Source organism: Eubacterium segne (assembly GCF_014287775.1).
Classification (GTDB): Bacteria; Bacillota; Clostridia; order Lachnospirales; family Lachnospiraceae; genus Eubacterium_G; species Eubacterium_G segne.
Window position 1 is genome coordinate 87324 of record NZ_JACOOZ010000007.1, and the last position, 18777, is coordinate 106100.

General features: G+C 34.8%; 16 protein-coding genes. All 16 read right to left on the reverse strand.

What is annotated here, in order from left to right; translation table 11 throughout:
* Nucleotides 1-163: 163 nt before the first annotated feature.
* The 16 genes from H8S00_RS10275 to H8S00_RS10350 all read right to left on the reverse strand — a co-directional run bounded on the left by H8S00_RS10275 (nucleotide 164) and on the right by H8S00_RS10350 (nucleotide 18770).
* Entirely contained in the window at nucleotides 164-1066 is a 903-nt protein-coding gene (locus H8S00_RS10275) for a glycosyl hydrolase family 17 protein (RefSeq protein ID WP_118590425.1), read from the reverse strand.
* A gap of 104 nt (nucleotides 1067-1170) precedes the next feature.
* Nucleotides 1171-3867 carry a GH36-type glycosyl hydrolase domain-containing protein gene (locus H8S00_RS10280; RefSeq protein WP_186840514.1) on the reverse strand — a complete coding sequence of 899 codons (2697 nt, stop codon included), beginning with the start codon at nucleotides 3865-3867 and terminating at the stop codon, nucleotides 1171-1173.
* Nucleotides 3868-4198: 331 nt separating this feature from the next.
* Nucleotides 4199-4522, reverse strand: coding sequence for a hypothetical protein (locus H8S00_RS10285; RefSeq protein ID WP_118590419.1), 324 nt, complete (start codon nucleotides 4520-4522; stop codon nucleotides 4199-4201).
* A 124-nt stretch (nucleotides 4523-4646) separates the two neighbouring features.
* The gene (locus tag H8S00_RS10290) at nucleotides 4647-5144 is read right to left on the reverse strand and encodes a hypothetical protein (protein ID WP_147365700.1); all 498 of its coding nucleotides are present in this window, start codon (nucleotides 5142-5144) and stop codon (nucleotides 4647-4649) included.
* 101 nt (nucleotides 5145-5245) lie between these two features.
* Complete coding sequence (locus tag H8S00_RS10295) at nucleotides 5246-5746, reverse strand: UCP033725 family protein (RefSeq protein ID WP_186840515.1); 501 nt, start codon at nucleotides 5744-5746, stop codon at nucleotides 5246-5248.
* Nucleotides 5743-6243 carry a hypothetical protein gene (locus tag H8S00_RS10300; protein ID WP_186840516.1) on the reverse strand — a complete coding sequence of 167 codons (501 nt, stop codon included), beginning with the start codon at nucleotides 6241-6243 and terminating at the stop codon, nucleotides 5743-5745. Before H8S00_RS10300 ends, H8S00_RS10295 begins: the two co-directional genes overlap by 4 nt.
* A 101-nt stretch (nucleotides 6244-6344) precedes the next feature.
* Complete coding sequence (locus H8S00_RS10305; RefSeq protein WP_118594994.1) at nucleotides 6345-6857, reverse strand: UCP033725 family protein; 513 nt, start codon at nucleotides 6855-6857, stop codon at nucleotides 6345-6347.
* Nucleotides 6839-7435: a hypothetical protein gene (locus H8S00_RS10310; protein WP_118590028.1), complete on the reverse strand. Its 597-nt coding sequence runs from the start codon at nucleotides 7433-7435 to the stop codon at nucleotides 6839-6841. The genes H8S00_RS10305 and H8S00_RS10310 overlap by 19 nt, the downstream gene beginning before the upstream one ends.
* A 14-nt stretch (nucleotides 7436-7449) precedes the next feature.
* A complete protein-coding gene (locus H8S00_RS10315) occupies nucleotides 7450-7947 on the reverse strand; it encodes a UCP033725 family protein (RefSeq protein WP_118590026.1) in 498 nt (165 codons plus the stop codon).
* Nucleotides 7944-8381 (reverse strand): hypothetical protein, encoded by a 438-nt coding sequence (locus tag H8S00_RS10320; RefSeq protein ID WP_118590024.1) that lies wholly within the window; start codon nucleotides 8379-8381, stop codon nucleotides 7944-7946. Before H8S00_RS10320 ends, H8S00_RS10315 begins: the two co-directional genes overlap by 4 nt.
* A 141-nt stretch (nucleotides 8382-8522) precedes the next feature.
* A complete protein-coding gene (locus H8S00_RS10325) occupies nucleotides 8523-9785 on the reverse strand; it encodes a leucine-rich repeat domain-containing protein (protein WP_118590022.1) in 1263 nt (420 codons plus the stop codon).
* Between the two features lie 24 nt (nucleotides 9786-9809).
* Complete coding sequence (locus H8S00_RS10330) at nucleotides 9810-10184, reverse strand: hypothetical protein (RefSeq protein WP_118590020.1); 375 nt, start codon at nucleotides 10182-10184, stop codon at nucleotides 9810-9812.
* Nucleotides 10185-10192: 8 nt separating this feature from the next.
* Nucleotides 10193-10432 (reverse strand): hypothetical protein, encoded by a 240-nt coding sequence (locus H8S00_RS10335; protein WP_118590018.1) that lies wholly within the window; start codon nucleotides 10430-10432, stop codon nucleotides 10193-10195.
* A gap of 225 nt (nucleotides 10433-10657) precedes the next feature.
* On the reverse strand, nucleotides 10658-11158 hold the full coding sequence (locus H8S00_RS10340; RefSeq protein ID WP_118590016.1) for a hypothetical protein: 501 nt from the start codon (nucleotides 11156-11158) through the stop codon (nucleotides 10658-10660).
* Complete coding sequence (locus H8S00_RS10345) at nucleotides 11155-15444, reverse strand: transglutaminase-like domain-containing protein (protein ID WP_158576879.1); 4290 nt, start codon at nucleotides 15442-15444, stop codon at nucleotides 11155-11157. Before H8S00_RS10345 ends, H8S00_RS10340 begins: the two co-directional genes overlap by 4 nt.
* Nucleotides 15444-18770 carry an InlB B-repeat-containing protein gene (locus tag H8S00_RS10350; protein WP_118590012.1) on the reverse strand — a complete coding sequence of 1109 codons (3327 nt, stop codon included), beginning with the start codon at nucleotides 18768-18770 and terminating at the stop codon, nucleotides 15444-15446. The genes H8S00_RS10345 and H8S00_RS10350 overlap by 1 nt, the downstream gene beginning before the upstream one ends.
* Between the last annotated feature and the right edge of the window lie 7 nt (nucleotides 18771-18777).

The following is an 18777-nucleotide window of genomic DNA, read 5'->3' on the forward strand; positions in this document are numbered from 1 at the left end:
AAACATTTCAAATCTTCTATGGCTTGCAACGTTTTTATAATTACAGTCCAATGTTTTTATAACATAAAAAGCCATTACGCCGACTTTTAAATCAGCGCAACAGCTTTTTCTTATTATACATTATATTAGGTATCATTACTTAATGACAAATGTCTTTACTTGTTTAGTTTTGAAGCACCAGCTTAGGAGTTCTGTCCACAAAATACATTCCCCAGTGTTTCTCCGGTTCTTCAGGAGTATTTCCACCTTTCCACGGTTCATCAAAAGCTTCAAACATATAAGCAATTATTTTCTCACTGTCACTCCATTTCCAAAACTCCTCGATGTATTTTTTCTGGTTTTCTTCATTGGCATCCTCTTCTTTAATCTGTGCAAATCCTACACTGCTTGTTGCCCAGCCTACTTCAGAGAACAGTATTTCCTTATCTGGATACAATTCCTTCATGCGTCTGTACCATTTTTTGTTTTCCCTAAGTCCACCTTCCACGGAATTGCCACCCCAGAGAGGATACGAATGTACACTGATTATATCAAGATACTTTGCCAGTTTCCCTAATTCCTGCCATTCTATTGCTCCCTCATTGAAGGTAACCGGTTTTCCCGTTCCTGCCTTAAGCCTCTTGGCAAATTCAATAAGTCTTTCCACAGGAACTGTATTGGCTCCCCATTTAGGAGTATTTTCATTCCCTACTGATACAACATTAATAATGTCAGAATTTTCATTGGCAATTCTTATTAATTCATCAATATTGGCATCATTTCTCTTTGCCCTTGCCTTTAACTCTTCATCTGAATAATTTGTCTTAAGCCACGGACAATTAGGATTATTAACTTCCGATATAAGGTCAGGACCCAACATCATCTGCATATCATACTTCATATCCCTTATTACCTGGCATGTCATTTCCGAATATACAATGGGGTCATACATTCTTATGTACTTAAATCCCATGTTGTATAAAATATTTATGTCCTCTTTTATCTGCTCATATGTAGGGTACGTGCCGGTTTTGGGACTTTGCCCTTCACGATAACCTGAATAGCAAATTGCTCTTGCCCATTCCATTATATTTCCTCCTCTTGCTAATATGTATTGCCATCAACTTTTGATTAATGACCAGTGATAGGAAACATTTACAAAAAATGAACTTCCTTCGTTTTATTTCCTACCTAACCAAGAACTGCTGTAATTTGCACCTCTTTATTTAATTTGTTAATATCTTCTTTGGCAATAACATCACCATTGCCATACTTTTCATTATTTATATATATTTCCTTTACGGAATATTCACCTGCATCAAGTCCCTTCGGATTTTCATATATAACATTAATGTTTACGCCACCAAACAGACAGGATGCACCTGCTTTGTTATCCTTAAACTGCTCCTTTAAAAGTTTTGGCTGAAGTTTAAGGTTGCCAAGTTCACCTTTTATACCGTACATTTTATTTAATACCGTAAGAAGCAACCAGCTGGCTGAGCCTGTAAGATAATGATACATTCCCTGACCTCTCTGGTTTACGTACTCTGGAACTCCCGGATAAATACAGCTTACGCTATAGTTGTGACAATGTTTATAAAGGGTATTTATTACTTTATATCCTTCCTTTGCAAAACCTCTTCTGTAAAGTGCATTGGCATACATAACTGCCATATGTGAAAATACTGCTCCATTTTCCTTATGTCCAAATGCGAAACCAAACATTCTTCCCAGATCGGTTTTAACTTCATTAAAGTTTGTGTTTAATCTGTAGCCTCCAATTGCTCCATCATAAAGATAATCGTCTGCCGATTTTACAATTTTTGCCACCTGCTCATCCGTAGCAGTACCTGACATAATGGCAAATACCTGACCTGTAAGCATCATTCTTACTCCTGATGAAAAATCACCTTCAACAGCATTTCCACTATTATCATAATATCCGTTAAACCATGAATTTCCCTCTTTATTAGTAATCCATTCAGTCTTCCTAATATGGTCTGCTATCCATGATGACATTTCATTAAGCACATTGCAAAGCTTTGTACAGTCTACTGATACCTTTTCGCCACTTACCTTGTGCCCCACTGCATTACAATAAGCATTTAGAACTTTGTGTTTCTCATCTATGCTGTCATAAACTGTCTTGTCTGCATTTAAGAGAACCTCAATCTCCTTTGCAAGAGAAATGGTATCCTTTCCTGTTTTCTTTGAAAGAGTCATTATATCTTTTGCTAAATCTCTTAAATTTCCGCCATATAACGCTGTGAATGCAACACTTTCTCCACGTTTTTCAGCCATATCAAGACCGTCGTTCCAATCAGCACCACGAAGTCTGATATGGTTATGTTCTCCTACATCGTAGAAGGATGTAAGGTGTTGTATAAGCAAATGTTCCAGTACAGTTCCCCTGTATGGTGTATCGTCTTCTGATAACTGCATATTGCCTTCACCATCACTCCACAGGTTATCCCTATGCTCACCTCTTCCAATTTGTGCATCCTTAAAATATGTATTTTCTTCATTTAAAAATTCAATATCTCCGGTTTGCTGCATATAAAGGCTTGTAGTTAAGTATGGCCATGCTCCATGATCCATCCACACTCTTACAATATTATTTCTGTCAGCAATAAATTCACCCTGCTTTGAACCTATAATAGTAGCATTGGTTCCGTCAAATCTTACACCTCCAAAGTTGTCAATTAACATCTGACGTACCTGCTTTGGCTCCATAATAAGAAGGGCAAGGCAATCCTGCCATAAATCTCTCCATCCTCTTCCACCTTTTCCATAATCATGATGAGGAAGGAATGAACAGCCATATATTCTTCTAAGCATAGGCTGGAAATTAACCCAATGCATCCAGTTATCAAAATCACTGTCTGCCGAATTGTAACTTACATTGATTTTATCCTGCCAATATTTTTTAGTTTCTTCAAGAAAGCTGTCAAAAGCCTTTGTGTCAAGGTATTTCTCCCCTAACTTATCTATTTCTTCTTCTGAATTACCATAGCCTAATGCTATAATGTATGTTTTTGTTTCTCCCGGTGAGATTACAGCATCAGCAAATCTCATTGCCGCAACTGTTTCGTAGCCGTCAATTTCTTCACCAATTCCATACGGAAGAGGCTGATTCTTGGCAACCATATATGGATTTTCAAAATTTCCGCCACGTCCGATAAACTCCTCAGTAACAGGACAGAAACTAATTGGGGAAACCATTACTCCGTCAGTTTCTTCCTTTGCCAAAGCTCCATAATAAACAGTGTTTTTATTGTGTCCTCTCTCATCAAATGTAAGTGTCGGAAAGATTTCTATTCCGTTTTTTACCGTAAATGTTCTGTGAAGCAAAGAGGTAACATGTCTGTGATCTCTTATATTTGAAGCCGAACGTCCATACAAAGGTATAGCTGTAGTAGGAGTAAATTTAATATGTGAATCTGTTATGTTTGTAATTTCTATTTTAGTCAGTTCCACCTTGTCCTTAGTTTCAGGAACAAATGATGTCACTGTAGCTTTAAGCCCTAAATCATCAGATTTTCTCTCTATCTGATGCCACATAATTCCGGCTGTCAGCTTCACTTCTTCTTTATCATCATCAAACAACTTTGCCTGCTGTGCTGCTGAACGTCCTGCCACAGACCAGGCTTTTTTACCTTCAACGTAAATCCAAAAGTTTCTTACTGACTTGTTGTTGTGCAGGTTTTCACTGCTAACCGGCTCTAACAAAAATGTATTCTGGTCTAATTTTATATCTCCCCCTAAATCAGGTGTTATGGAGCTCATAACTCCTGCCTCATTAGCTAACGGAAAATACATATAGCTGGTTAAATCCGGATTATTCAGGGTAAATGTCCCTTTTTTATCTAAATATTTTAAGTTGCCCATTTTATTTCTCCTTTATGACATATTGGTATATCTATATTATCATAAAATCGTTTCATTATAAATATATTAGTGTGTTTTTCTTTATAAAAAAAGTATTAAAATTTTATATAACTCCTTTGTTTTTCATATAATACAAATTTGCACCCTAAATATGTTTTTTTATTTTGTAGGCTTTCTACCTGATTTATTTTTGCACATTTTATTATTTAATAACCTTTCTGGAAAATTCCACTTGTTTTTGCCCTAAAGACAAACGCTAAAAAACGTCCATATACCCGTAATTACATACAGATACATGAACGTTCCTTCTTATCTTAATATAATGATAAACTTATTTTTTTGTTTTCAAACCGGCTATAATTCCATAAAGAATTAATAAAAATCCTACTACCAAAGCCATTATTATACACATATTGGCAATGTAAAAACTATTGAACATAATATATTGGCATATTATCGCTATGTACATTACAAGCACTCCCGCAGAAATAACAACAGTTTTCTTTCTGCACACCAATGTGACTATTGCCATAAGTATAAAAGCTCCTGCCGCAAAAAATAATAATTCTCCGGCACAATTATTAAGCTGCGCAATAACTCCCATTAAAACCCAAATTGTTCCTATGACTGCTAATGAAATTGATACTTTCTTCACTATGTTGCCTCCTTTAATTTTTTCCCATCGGTATTATCCCAAATGCAGATTTATTCCAGCTTATATCTGTTTAATTCACCGTCTTTAATTATTACATGGTAATCCTCAACCTTGCATGGGAATCTCATTTTACCTTCCTCCATATTCCATCGTTAAATTTGTATTGTTCCACCATTCTTCCTCTTTCAATTTTAGTAATCAATGAATCTTTTCTATATTTCACAGCTTTTTCCAAATTCCACTCCGGTATTACCTTTCCATTTTTCGAACCCGTGAATGCATTTTGTGTACATGGATCAGGTAACGTGTTGTTTCCACCTAATTCATAACCATATGTGTTGTCCAGATTGATTTTCTTGAGTTCCTTATTCGTAGACTTAAACTCTATCTTCCAGTATGACTTATCTGTTGAATGATATGGTATGTTATCGTAGTCCAGACGAAATGTTTCAAAAATATCCTCAAAATCTCCAACATCATTACAGTCACCTTCCCTTGAGATGCACCCTCTTACAGCATCATATTCTCCACTTACATATTTTTCAACATCCTCCGGTTTGATGTACCTTCTAAGCAATGTATTCTTGTTTATTGTAAACTTCTCCCTTATGTGACAAACCACCTTCTATTTAAATCGTTTTTCTCAAAAGGAATTGCAGACATACATCCACAATTCCCATTAAAATATATGTTTTTAATTCTCTGTCATTCCTAGGTGTATGTTTATTCCACCTTATATCTGTGCAGTTCACCGTCCTTAATGATTACATGGTAATCCTCAACCTTATACGGTTCAAATATACCCTTAAAATATTCATATCTGTCACAGTACTTCACTCTTTCATAAAAATCCAAGTCTTTTGATGGTACAAATATCGTATCATCTCCATCATATACATGTTGAATGCCTAATGCTTTCATTGTTTCATCATAGTCTGTGTTATCCATGCTTGTCGGTGCTATTGCCATTTTTTCGTCTATACGGCTTCCTCTTAATTCCACCTTATGTCCCTTATATATTGCATATGGTCTGACGCTATAAATGTCTCCTATTTCATCTGGTGTTACCGGACGGATATAATGTCCCCATTCATCCTGTATACACTTATCATCCATCATATCTTCATTATTGATTGGAATTACTAATTGATTGCTTCTATCATCTCTATACAACATTGTTTCTTTTCCTTTGTAAACCGTATATCTATCCCATTTTAACCTCATTTTATTTTCCTCCATATCTTTTCATTTTTAATATATTTATACTGTTTCACTATCTTTCCATTTTCAATCTTGGTTATCAATGCTTTATCATATCCTATGCCCTCTTTTAAGTTCCACTCCGGTATTACCTTTCCATTTTTTGCGCCTGTAAATCCATTTCTTGTACATGGATTTATATCTTCATTCAGACCTCCAAATTCTTTTCCATATGTATTGTCCAAATTGATCTTTTTCAAATCATCCGGTATAGTCTTAAACTCTATCTTCCAGTATGACTTATCTGTTGAATGATATGGTATGTTATCATAGTCCAGACGAAATGTTTCAAAAATATCCTCAAAATCTCCAACATCATTACAGTCACCTTCCCTTGAGATGCACCCTCTTACAGCATCATATTCTCCACTTACATATTTTTCAACATCCTCCGGTTTGATGTACCTTCTAAGCAATGTATTCTTGTTTATTGTAAACTTCTCCCTTATGTGACAAACCACCTTCTGTTTAAATCGTTTTTCTCAAAAGGAATTGCAGACGTACATCCACAATTCCCATTTAAACATATGTTTTTAATTCTCTGTCATTCCAAGGTGTACGTTTATTCCACCTTATGTCTGTGCAGTTCACCGTCCTTAATGATTACATGGTAATCCTCAACCTTATACGGTTGAAATATGTCATTAAAATATTCATGTCTGTCATAATACTTTACTCTTTCATAAAAATCCAAGTCTTTTGCAGGAACAAATATTGTATCATCTCCATCATATACATGTTTAATGCCTAATGCTTTCATTGTCTCATCATAGTCTGTGTTATCCATGCTTGTCGGTGCTATTGCCATTTTTTCAAACAGTTTACTTCCTCTTAATTCCACTTTGTATCCCTTATATATTGCATATGGTGTGACACTATAAACCTCACTTACTTCATCAGAAGTTATGGGACGAATTACATATCCGTCTTTCTTAATGCATTTATCATCCATATCCTCCTTATCATGAATGTAAATATATTCTCCATCTCTGTCCAGCCACCTATTAATCTCATATACTGTATTTCTATATACTGTATATATACCACTTCTTAATATCATTTTATTTTTATCCATTTTTTGTTCTCCTTCACATATTTATACTGTTTCACTATCTTTCCATTTTCAATCTTGGTTATAAGTGCATTATCATCATACCTTAGCCCCTCCGTTTTTAAGTTCCACTCCGGTATTACCTTTCCGTTCTTTGCGCCTGTATATCCATTTCTTGTACATGGATTTATATCTTCATTCAGGCCTCCAAATTCTTTCCCATATGTATTGTCCAAATTGATCTTTTTCAAATCATCCGGTATAGTCTTAAACTCCATCTTCCAGTATGACTTGTCTGTTGAATGATATGGTGTATCATTGTAGTCCAAACGAAATGTTTCAAAGATATCCTCAAAGTCACCAACATCATTGTAATCCTCTGCCCTTGATATGTATCCTCGTACAGAAGTATATTCTCCACTTATGTACTTTCCTGCATCTTGTGGCTTAATTATTCTTCTAAGCAGTGTATTCTTATTTATCGTAAACTTCTCCCTAATAGACTTAATTATCTCCTTCTCTCTTTCCGTGTATGTTCCATTATTTAATGGTTTAAGCTTAAGTTCCTGAAACCTGCCTATGCTTATTTCATTCTCTGTCATTCCAAGGTGTATGTTTATTCCACCTTATATCTGTGAAGTTCACCGTCCTTAATGATTACATGGTAATCCTCAACCTTGTATGGTTTTCCTGTCCCATTAAAATATCCATATTTATCATAATACTTTACCCTTTCATAAAAATCCAAATCCTTGGCTGGCACAAATATTGTATCTTCTCCGTTATATTCATGTTGAATGCCTAATACTTTCATTGTTTCATTATAGTCTGTGTTATCCATGTCAGTCGGTGCTATTGCCATTTTTTCAAACAACTTACTTCCTCTTAATTCCACCTTACGTCCTTTATATATTGCATATGGTGTAACACAATAAATATCACCTATCTCATCCGGTGTGACGGGGCGAATATAATATCCCCATTTATCTTTTATGCACTTATCATCTAAAAGTTTATTGTCATCAATAAAAATAAACATGCAATCATTATCCATCCTATGAAGACTATATACTCTTCTTTTATATACTGTGTATCTTCCTCTTCTCAATGTCATCTTATCTTTCTCCATTTTTTACCATAAAACTCATATTGTTTCACTATCTTCCCGTTTTCAATTTTTGTTATTAACGCATTATCATTGTACTCTATTCCGTTTTCCAAGTTCCACTCCGGTATGACCTTTCCGTTTTCCGAACCTGTGAATGCGTTTTGTGTACATGGATCAGGCAACGTATTACTGCCTCCAAATGCATCACCATATGTGTTTTTCAGGTTAATCTTTTCCAATTCACCATATAAAATCTTAAACTCTATCTTCCAGTATGACGTCTGGGTCGGACTGTAATCATGAACTCCACCCTTTGGTGGGTTATAATCCAGTCTGAACGAATAATATATGTCCCTAAAATCACCAACATCACTGTAATCCTCTGCCCTTGATATGCAGCCTTGTACTGAAGTATAGTCTCCACTTATGTATTTTTCCACTTGTTCAGGTTTGATGTATTTTCTAAGCAGTGTATTCTTATTTATTGTAAACTTTTCCCTAATAGACTTAATTATCTCCTTCTCTCTTCCTGTGTGTGGTTAATTTTATAGAAAAGTATCCAGATTTATATTTCACTATGCTTAATTAATTATTCTGTACTTAATTTTATTATTTTTTGCATACTCCTGTGCCACCGTTTTATTTTCACAGTAAATGACGAGGTTATCACAATGCAAAAATATGTTATTACACATTACAATTGCATTACCTGTTATTGTAACTTTTTTCATTCCACTACAAAAAGCAAAAGCATTGTTTTCAATTCTATTTACACCAGAGGGTATATCAATCTCCTTTAATTTGTAACAACCTGAAAATGCTCTATCTCCTATCTGTTTAACAGATTTAGGTATAATTACTTTTTTCAGATTCGAGCACCCCAAAAACACTTCTTCCGTTATTTCAGTCACATTTGATGGAATCCTAACTCTACTAATGCCTGCATTATTATAAAATGCCTGCTTTCCAATTATTTTCAAAGCAATGGGCATGTTTATTTTTTTCAAATTTATGCAAGAGTAAAAGGCTCCTTCACCTATTATCTCCAAATTTTCAGGTAATCTGACTTCCTCCATTGCTCCACATAGTTCAAATGCACGTTCACCAATTTCTCTTACCTTATCAGAAATATTAATCCTCTTTAAACTACTACAGTAACTAAAAGCTTCTTTTTCAATGCTTTCCAAACCATCCGGTAAATTGATATATTCAAGGTTGCTACAATAACTAAACGTACCCTCTCTTATCTCTTTTACCGCATTGGAAATGTTTATAGATTTTAGTAACTTACACCCCCAAAAGGCATTTTTCCCGATATACTTAACGCTTTCCGGAATTGTTATTTTTTCTAAATTTTCACATCCGCAAAAAGCATAATCTTCTATCCTTTCAATTGTACTTGGAATAACAATACTCCTTATTGTATGACACCCACGAAAAGAACTATTTCCGATTATGTTAACTGTCAAAGGTATTATGCTTGTCTTACAGCCTAAAACGAGTTTCCTCTCTTTCTTGTCTATAATGCAATTTTTACCTTCGCCATCACTATATCTTTTATTATCACTATTAACGGTTATTGTTTCCCCATTAAATCCATATGTCATTCCCATTCCTATATTTTCAATATTTTCCGGAATATTTACGCTTTTTAGTTCTCTGCAATTATAAATTGCCCTTTCCTCAATGGATTTTACTGTGTTTGCAAAATTTATTTTAACCACCTTGTTACATTTGACAAAACTGTTTTTCAGTATATTTTTTACGCCTTCAGGTACATCTACAACCGTCTCATCACCTTCATAGTATAGCAATTCACTCTTAACTATTTTAAAATTTCCCATTATATTTCCTCCTAAGTTGTTTCATTAAACAGAAAAATCTATTAATATCGCGTATTGCACCCCATAAGAATGAATTTGTGTCAACGATATTTTTAAATTATCATCTTTTCTAATATATCGCTCAATCCATTTTTCTGCTGCATTCCTGTCCGGAATAATATTAAATTTTTCCGGCATTTCCATAAAGCAACTATAATCAGGCCATATTTCCATGCAACGAATAATATCATCCCTGTTAAACCTGATTTTATATACCTCATCCCGTTCAGTCCTGGCAATAATCATTTTAACATCATCATTCACAATTTCTACATTCTTGCTTCTTCCAGCATATATCTCCCTTATTTCCCTAAAGGATAGATGACTATTTATTTCTATGTTGTCTATCTGCATTTTCATTGTATCTCCTATTTTATTTCTATTATTTTTTCAAACCACTTTGTTTCATATTTTGCATATGGAAATGCAAACTGTACTCCACCACCCAACGTTTTTCCCCAACTTTCTTGAGGTCCTACAATACTAACCTCTAATATTGTATTCTTAGGTAGTTCAACAATTACTAACTTATCTGGTATATTTTCTAGTGCAAAAAAATCTTTTATTTGTTTAGCAGACATTTTTAGTTTCCCTTCTGAATTGAACATACTCTCTCCATCAGAGACAAATAGTTGTTTTCGTATATCTTCTCAGTTTCATTTTACTCTCTCCATTTTTTCACGTCACTTTATTAAGTCTTTTATATTTTTTCAAAAATGTTTCTAGAAATTGAAACAACTTTTTTCAAAAGTAATTGTGGCTACATAGCCACAATTACTCGAAGAATCAATCTTATTATTCAATTGTCTATATGTACCTTCTAAAATGTAAGTCTATTCCACCTTATGTCTATGTAACTCACCGTCCTTAATTATCACATGGTAATCCTCAATCTTGTATGGTTTATATATTCCCTTAAAATATTCGTATCTGTCATAATACTTTACTCTTTCATAAATATCCAAATCCTTGATGGGCACAAATACTGTATCTTCTCCATTATATTCATGTTTAATACCTAACGCTTTCATTGTTTCTTCATAATCTTCATCATCCATACTTGTCGGTGTAATTGCCATTTTTTCAAACAACTTGCTTCCCCTTAATGCCACCTTATGTCCCTTATATATTGCGTATGGTCTGACACTACGGATGTTTCCTATCTCATCTGGTGTAACGGGGCGAATGTAACCTCCCCACTCATCCTGTATGCACTTGTCATCTATAAAATCGTCATCATAGAGTGGAATTACTAATTTATTAATAACACCATCTCTATACAACAATGTTTCTTTCCCATTGTAAGTTATGTAGCTACCCCTTCTCAATCTCATTTTATTTTCCTCCATAAATTTTCTTTTTGTACGTACCTATACTGTTCCACTATCTTTCCATTTTCAATCTTGGTCATCAACGCATTATTATCATATCCTACTCCATCTTTTTTTAAGTTCCATTCTGGTATGACTTTACCATTTTCCGATCCCGTAAATCCATTTCTTGTACATGGATTTTCATCTACATTACCACCTCCAAATTCTATTCCATATGTTTTGTCCAAATTAATCCTCTCCAAATCATCTGATATAGTATTAAATTCTATCTTCCAGTATGACTTGTCTATTGAGTGATATGGTGTGCCTTTGTAATTCAGACGAAATGTTTCAAAAATATCCTTAAAATTTCCAACATCATTATAGTCTTCTACCCTTGATATATACCCTATTACAGCATTATATTCTCCACTTACATACTTTTCAACATCTTCCTGCTTAATATATTTTCTCAGCAAAGTACTCTCATTTATTGTAAACTTTTCCCTAATAGACTTAATTATCTCCTTCTCTCTTCCTGTGTATTTTTCACCCTTTAACGGCTTAAGCTTCAATTCCTGAAATTTATCTATAGTTATTTTATTCTCCTTAAGTCCTTTACATAGCGTCTTACTTAATGACAGAGTGTTTTTATTTTTCAACAATTTCACCGCGTCATCAAGGTAATCTATCATTAACTGAATGCCCTTCTTTTCATCAGTTTCCGGCAGACTGTTGATTACATCAATTACATCGTGAATGTTGCCATTTTCTTCATATCTCTTTATTAATGTTTGTCCGTCTTTTCCAAAGGGTTCCAGTTCATTGGCGAACTTGTCCCCATACTTATTCTTTATACCATACCAGTAATCATCTATGGCTCTGTTTCCGCCTGTATCTTTTCCCCCTCCTGTACCCCCTGTACCTGTATCTTTTCCTGAGCCTCCTCCTATCTCCGAATCGCTTTTTCCTACTCCCGGATCTGTTTTTTCTCCATCTTTTCCGGAGTCGTCTTTTCCTATTTCCGAGTCGCCTTCTTCGGATCCTGAACCACCTGAATCTGAATCTCCTCCTGTTCCGTAATCATCTTCTCCTGTTCCTGTATTATCTGACCCTGAACCTCCTTCTGAGCCGGAACCACCGTCTCCCGGTCCCGGTTTATTCTCTCCCGGATCAGCAGGATCCACGTCCGGTTTATTCTCTCCCGGATCAGCAGGATCCACGTCCGGTTTATTCTCTCCCGGATCTGCTGGATCCACATCCGGTTTATTTTCTCCCGGATCTACCGGATCCACATCCGGTTTTGATGGTTTGACATCCTTCCCTATGTCTATTACTTTCCATTTTCCATACTTTTTAGATATAAATTTGAAAAAAGCTGACTCATCGTAACTTATGCCCTCCATTATTTTAGGCATTGCGTAGTCAAATACGAGTACCATCACCCAGGCTTCCAAAGCCTTCTCAAGTATCTTTTCTGCCGTTTCACGGTTAGGATTTTTCACATAATCCGACGTCCATTCCCCTACATTAATTATTTCCTTTCCGGCGTAATATGCCCCTGTTACACTAAGTATTATCACACATATATCCAAAATGCTGATTCCTGATGCTAAGGATACCAACACATTCATCAGTGCTTCCAATGCGCATAATGCAAAATACTCATATGTGGCTATTGCAAATACCGCTGCGATAGCTACCAACACTGTGAACAGCACCAAACTAATTTCAGATGAACTTTGTCCTCCGCATAAACCACCTGCAATCATGTAAGAAGCTGCACCATTTTCGGTATTTAATACAATATAACCGGTTCCCCGCCAATCGTAGTAAGATATTTCTTTCTCTGGTACTATTACTAGTTTACCATTATTTAGTGCCTTTTGAATTTCCTTTTTGGTATTTTCGTTAATTGAAAGACTATTTAACTTATCCGTATCTTCATTTGCCAAAGTAAGAACGTCTATACCTCTTTCCTTTGCCTCCTCAATAACTGATATGGAAGATATTCCCTGAGTGTCTGTTGCTTCACCTATTACATATCCCTCTAAATACGAACCTATCGCTCCACTTAGCATCATAAAATTCTTTACGTCTGCATTTTCTCTGATAGCTTCATCTTTGTTTTCAGATTCATCCTGCTTCGGTGCAACCCCTAATGTATCAGTATCCACGTCAATATATAATGAACCGTCACTAATGGCAACAGGCATTCCCATCATCCTGCTTACCTTCGGCATGTACCCCACTATGCATTGGCTGATACACCTTGCCCACTGTACCCCGGCCGCCTTTGCCGAGAGCTGTGTGTATAAATCAAGATACCCGAAATACTCCTGACCCACGGTACATGTCAAAACTTCCATTGCCTGAATCAGATTTCTTTTTCCACTTTTAACCTCATCAACACAGGACTGAAGCTCTTCATATTTTGTGTCAAAATAAGTGCTGTTTATGGTATTGTAATCAAATACAATTCCATAAATCCCACCTGAAACAAGGGGATTTTCCACCTTTACTTCATCAGTTCCTGCCTCAGCTATATTCATTACAAGGTTCGTGTATGTACCCGGAATCTGTGAATTACCTTCAAGAACCTTTTGCTCATCTACCTTTATTACCGGCTTCACTCTTACCAGATATGATGGTGTTGAAAATAAATCACCATACCTGTCTATTATTTTTTCATCCTCATCGGTTGCAGGCTCATAACTTAATGTTACATTATGTCCATATAAATCCGCCGTATAAAATGTAATGCTTGCATCCGCAGTTTCAGCAAAGGTTTCCCCGTACAGTGCATTATTAACTGCCAATGTGATTTTATCCATAAAATCATCTGTAAGGTAATTTTCTTCATACGTTATGCTTACTACATGGTAAGGAAGACTGTTAGGCAGATATCCGGTTTCTACCTTCTTTATATTTCTTATCCCTACTGCATCAGCAACTTCCTTTAATTCTATATCATTATTATTTATAAAGTCCTTAAGTTCACTTTGCTTTTGTGATACTTCATTTTCGCTATTTTGAATATCCCCGTTGAATATATCTTTGTAATCTGAATTGATTAGTGCTTCTTCCAATTTTTCTGTACTAGAATAAGTAACGTTTTTTTCTGTATCTCCCCGCAAAAATTTCTCTACCCTATTATCTTCCACCTCTTCTTCATACTGTTTAAAGGACGGGTCAACATCTACCCATACCTTTTCTCCACTAACTTTTCCTGCACCCCTGTATGAATCATATGGAACCAGCACCTTTACCCAGGCATGTTCTATTCTCAATTTAGTAATCTTGCCTTTTCCATTAATTCCATAATTAGTTGAGACTCCCAGCATTGACATTGCATTAACAGCTGCTTTTTCTGTCTTAACTCCAAGCCAGTTCATTGCCTTATTTATTTCAATATCAACATTGCCTGTTACAAACTTTGCTTCATATCCCTTATATCTTAATAATGCAATCAGTAACGCCGCCTGATCCAGATCATTTCCTGCTTTTTGCTCATATGTTCCTATGGCACCAAGTCTTAAACCGGTATACTGCCTATACTGAATATTGTTTCTGACATATTCATATATTTCTGCCGGTGTTTCCAATGAATCGGCTATTTTTTGTATACTTTCGTTAATTTTAAGATATGACTCGTTGGCAGCTTCCGTAGAATCAGCACTATAATTTATGTAATTAGACTTAACCATCTGCTCACCAATTATTTTTTCTGATTCATACCCCGTTGCCCTTCCATGAGCCTCATCGTCATTATCCACCTTTGGCTCATCATACTTTTGCATATCTTCTATTTCAGATTTTATTGATGCAATCTCAACATTAACTTCTTTTTCCGAAACAGTACCTGATTTCATTTTTTCAGACAGCTTTTCAATTTTTTCTGAAACCCTGTTAAGACCATTCATTGCCAGTTTTTCATAGCTGTCGGCTCTTTTTATTATTTCTTCCGATGTTGTATTTTTCTTTGCGTTCTTAACTTCCTTTTTTACTGTTTCCTCTGTATCCTTTATTAGTTTTCCAAGATTATTCAGTGTGTCTTTTTGTTTTTCTCCCTCTGTTGAACCTTCTAATTCTTCCATCACTTGTGAAATATCGCTATATTTCTTTGCTGAAGCCACCCTTATCTGTGGTTTTTCCCCCTTCATCTCATTACATGCAATTGTCTTATCCGACTTACTTTCTCCCGGCAAAATGTCCGGTGCATAAGTAGATACTACCATTATTGCAACAATAAGTGACGCTGCTATTATTGTATTATATAATTTATTTTTAAACATGCTTAATGACATTACTGTACCCCTTCTTGTTCTTTCCTGTTGTTTTTCTTCAATGCTACGCAAATGATAATTAAAGCTATACATTGTATCAGAATCATTATCCTAATATTATCCCTGGTAATAAAATCACCTGTTGTAGGACTTAATATGGACTTACCGTTTTCCATATATTTCACTGACTCTGACTCTTTTTCTTCCTTAACACTTCTGTTATCTATACTTGCAACATTGTTTTTTGCTTTGTTACTATGATTTAAATCCGTCTTAGAACCACCCCTTTTATTGGCAGTTTCTTCTTTGTTTTTGTTATCTTTGACAGTATTTTTATCATCCTTACCCCTACCCGCATTTTTCTCTTTCACAAACACTGCCTTTATTCTTACGCCTTTATCCGGCATAACTATGTTTATTTGTGAACTATTTACCTGATTAATGTCCAATGATATATCTTCACTTACCCACTTATCAAATACATATCCCTTATTGGCTTTAGCATTTAAGGTGACTACTTTGTTCTTCTTGTATTCCCCACTTTTATCCTCTACATTTCCTCCTGTTCCTGCCGTAACTTTCAATATATATATGTGTTCCAAAATATCTATTCCTGCTACATCAAGGGCTGTCATTTCTCCATTAATCTCCGCCATATATATGGCAATATAACTTCCCTCTTCATAGCTCTTAGTTTTAACAGTTATCTTTTCACCAGCTTCGTTACTACCTGCAAGTTCCATCTCACCGTCAGTTATGTAAATTCTGTTGGCATCATCCTTATTGATTAATACAATTCTTGTATTTGTTTTTTTCTTTTCTAAATTGTTATAATCAGTTAAATTAATATCTGCCGTAATATCATCCCCAACATATACTCTATTGTCAGATAATGACATTTTTCCTGTGACTTGTCCCTTATTTTCATCCATTATTGTTTCTTCCGGTTTATTGTGGGACAATATACTGTTTCCTTCTTTTTTCTCGATTTTAACAGTGCTCTCATCCTCACTTTCATCTTCATTTTTTATATCCGGTATAGCTGAACTTTTATTGTTTGAAACACCAATCTTTATGTCATCTAAGTTAATTTCTATGTTCTCATCATTTTCATCAACGTAAGAAAATTTTATGTCTTTAATTAAATTTATATCTTTCTCAAAGAACATATTTGAAATGTCATATTTAATGTCTAAATTCCGGTCCTCCCCCACTCTTAAATAATTTCTATTGTAGATTACTGTTGTTGTACCATCTTCATTTTTTATCACTTCATCAGGTTTATTATCAAAACTTATTTTTGAAAATGGAATATCATTTTCCAGTGTCATGGAAAGTTTCACATTTCTTCCTGCCATTTTGAAAATATCTCCCAGTAATTCCCTAACACTACTGATAATTTCGCCGTTATCCTTTGAATTAACCCAGCGTCCTCCACCTACTTCTGTGATATACTCCATTATTTCCTTTGCTTCTTCGATTTTTTCCATCGAATAATCATTTTCCAGATAAACACCATAAATATTAATATTCTTTTCTCTGATTTTATCTTCATCAAGTGTCTTGCTATCTATCCCTTGACTTCTCGTTCCATCAGTAAATAAATATATTACCCTGTCTCTGTCATCTTCGTCAAAAAAACCTGAAAAATAATTTATGGCATAATACGTGAATGTTCCACCGTTCGGTTCTTTGCCATAGGCTCTCTCAAGCCCCCAATTTATTTCCTTTTCATTATTTGTAAAATCTCCAATGTATCTGTTCAAAGTAACATCAAACATTGCCACTCTGTCTTCCGGCTGCTTGTTATCTATTATTAATTTCGCACCATCTACCGCTTTCTTCCAATCCTCTTTTGACATGCTTCCGGAACTGTCAAGCATTATCATTATGTCCATTGGTTTTCTTTTAATTGTTTCCGATAAACCTTTTCCTGATAATGAAAAATCAACATTTATGTTGTCCGTTGTGGTGTCAATGAAGTTACTGCTAACCTTATAATCTATGTCAATTCTATTTTCGTCTGTGGATGAATATATCTTCACATAATTGTTTTTGGTCTTTTGCTCCACACCTTTTCTTAATATTTTCGTTTGAACCCTGACAATGGTTGTATCTTTTATATCCGGAACATATGTAAAATCATCAAAAATAACTTCCTTTAAATTCTCTCCACCAATTTTTTTATTTTCCGCCTTGTATAAAACCTTTTCATTGTCCCCAATAATACTTACCTCTGCGGTTATTTCATCACTTACATTTGATAAAACATATGCTGACGGCTGTATTATTATTTTTTTACCTGAATTAATTTTATATGCTTTTGGAGAAATATTACTATTAACAGATTGAACTTCAAATGTTTCTAATACTTCAACAGCCTTTAACCTGCTTGCTATAACCTCTCCTTTGATGTTATCAACTATTGAAACTAGAACTTCAAAAGTACCAATATTATTTTCTGTATTCCATAAATAGGTATTGTTCCCTTCTGTATTCAACATTTGTGAATAACCTTCTTTTCCTGATACAACAACAATTACCTTATAATTGTCCTTCATTCCTATAATATCAGGTGTTATTTTAACTTCTGAATAGGCGCCTATTCTTTCCTTCTCAGAACTTATCTTTATTCCTTTTATTAATACATTACCTGTATTTAGCTTTCCGGCTGCTTCTTCATACTCATTTACCAAACTAATGTAAAGACTTGTAAGTTCTATATCTTCAAATAAACTGCCATCTTCAGCCACTTTATTTGAGATAACTGAAATTCTGTTTAATGTATCATCATCATCCTCCGCCAGCGCCAGTGAACACATAAGTGAATTTTTCATTGTTTCCTCATCAGTTCCCCACAGTGTGTTATCTTTTTCGTTACTTTTTATGTACTCCCTGCATTTTTTTAATGTTTCTTTTCCTGCCTTGTTAAATGAAGCTGTATTTCCCTTAATAACCCTGTATACCAAAGCTGTAAGGTAACTGCTGGATTTTTCTCCCGAAAAAGCAAATCCACCATCTTCATTTTGGCAAAGATTAAGATAATTTACAGCTTTAGTTATTTTTTCACTATTATCTTTTTCGCTTTTCTCCATACACTCCACTGCAAGAATAGTGTCTAAAACATCACTTTTATAATCTTTTGAAATTCCAAACCCGCCATCTTTATTTTGGAGCTCTGCAAACTCTATTTCTTCCTGATTTTTATTTACTAATTTATTATTTTGGGTAATTGCTAAGAATTTTCTGAATATGTCATCGTTACTTTTAGTTTCAGATTTTTTAAGCCATTGTAACGCCTTCTCTTTTTCATCTGCTAAGCTTTCCTCATAAGCTAAGTTTTCCAATATTTGG

Bases quoted from the DNA above. Each gene is read 5' to 3' on its own strand.
- H8S00_RS10275 (WP_118590425.1), bottom strand. From the start codon at position 1,066: ATGGAATGGGCAAGAGCAATTTGCTATTCAGGTTATCGTGAAGGGCAA.
- H8S00_RS10280 (WP_186840514.1), bottom strand. From the start codon at position 3,867: ATGGGCAACTTAAAATATTTAGATAAAAAAGGGACATTTACCCTGAAT.
- H8S00_RS10295 (WP_186840515.1), bottom strand. From the start codon at position 5,746: ATGAGGTTAAAATGGGATAGATATACGGTTTACAAAGGAAAAGAAACA.
- H8S00_RS10305 (WP_118594994.1), bottom strand. From the start codon at position 6,857: ATGGATAAAAATAAAATGATATTAAGAAGTGGTATATATACAGTATAT.
- H8S00_RS10310 (WP_118590028.1), bottom strand. From the start codon at position 7,435: ATGACAGAGAATGAAATAAGCATAGGCAGGTTTCAGGAACTTAAGCTT.
- H8S00_RS10315 (WP_118590026.1), bottom strand. From the start codon at position 7,947: ATGACATTGAGAAGAGGAAGATACACAGTATATAAAAGAAGAGTATAT.
- H8S00_RS10325 (WP_118590022.1), bottom strand. From the start codon at position 9,785: ATGGGAAATTTTAAAATAGTTAAGAGTGAATTGCTATACTATGAAGGT.
- H8S00_RS10330 (WP_118590020.1), bottom strand. From the start codon at position 10,184: ATGAAAATGCAGATAGACAACATAGAAATAAATAGTCATCTATCCTTT.
- H8S00_RS10335 (WP_118590018.1), bottom strand. From the start codon at position 10,432: ATGTTCAATTCAGAAGGGAAACTAAAAATGTCTGCTAAACAAATAAAA.
- H8S00_RS10340 (WP_118590016.1), bottom strand. From the start codon at position 11,158: ATGAGATTGAGAAGGGGTAGCTACATAACTTACAATGGGAAAGAAACA.
- H8S00_RS10345 (WP_158576879.1), bottom strand. From the start codon at position 15,444: ATGTCATTAAGCATGTTTAAAAATAAATTATATAATACAATAATAGCA.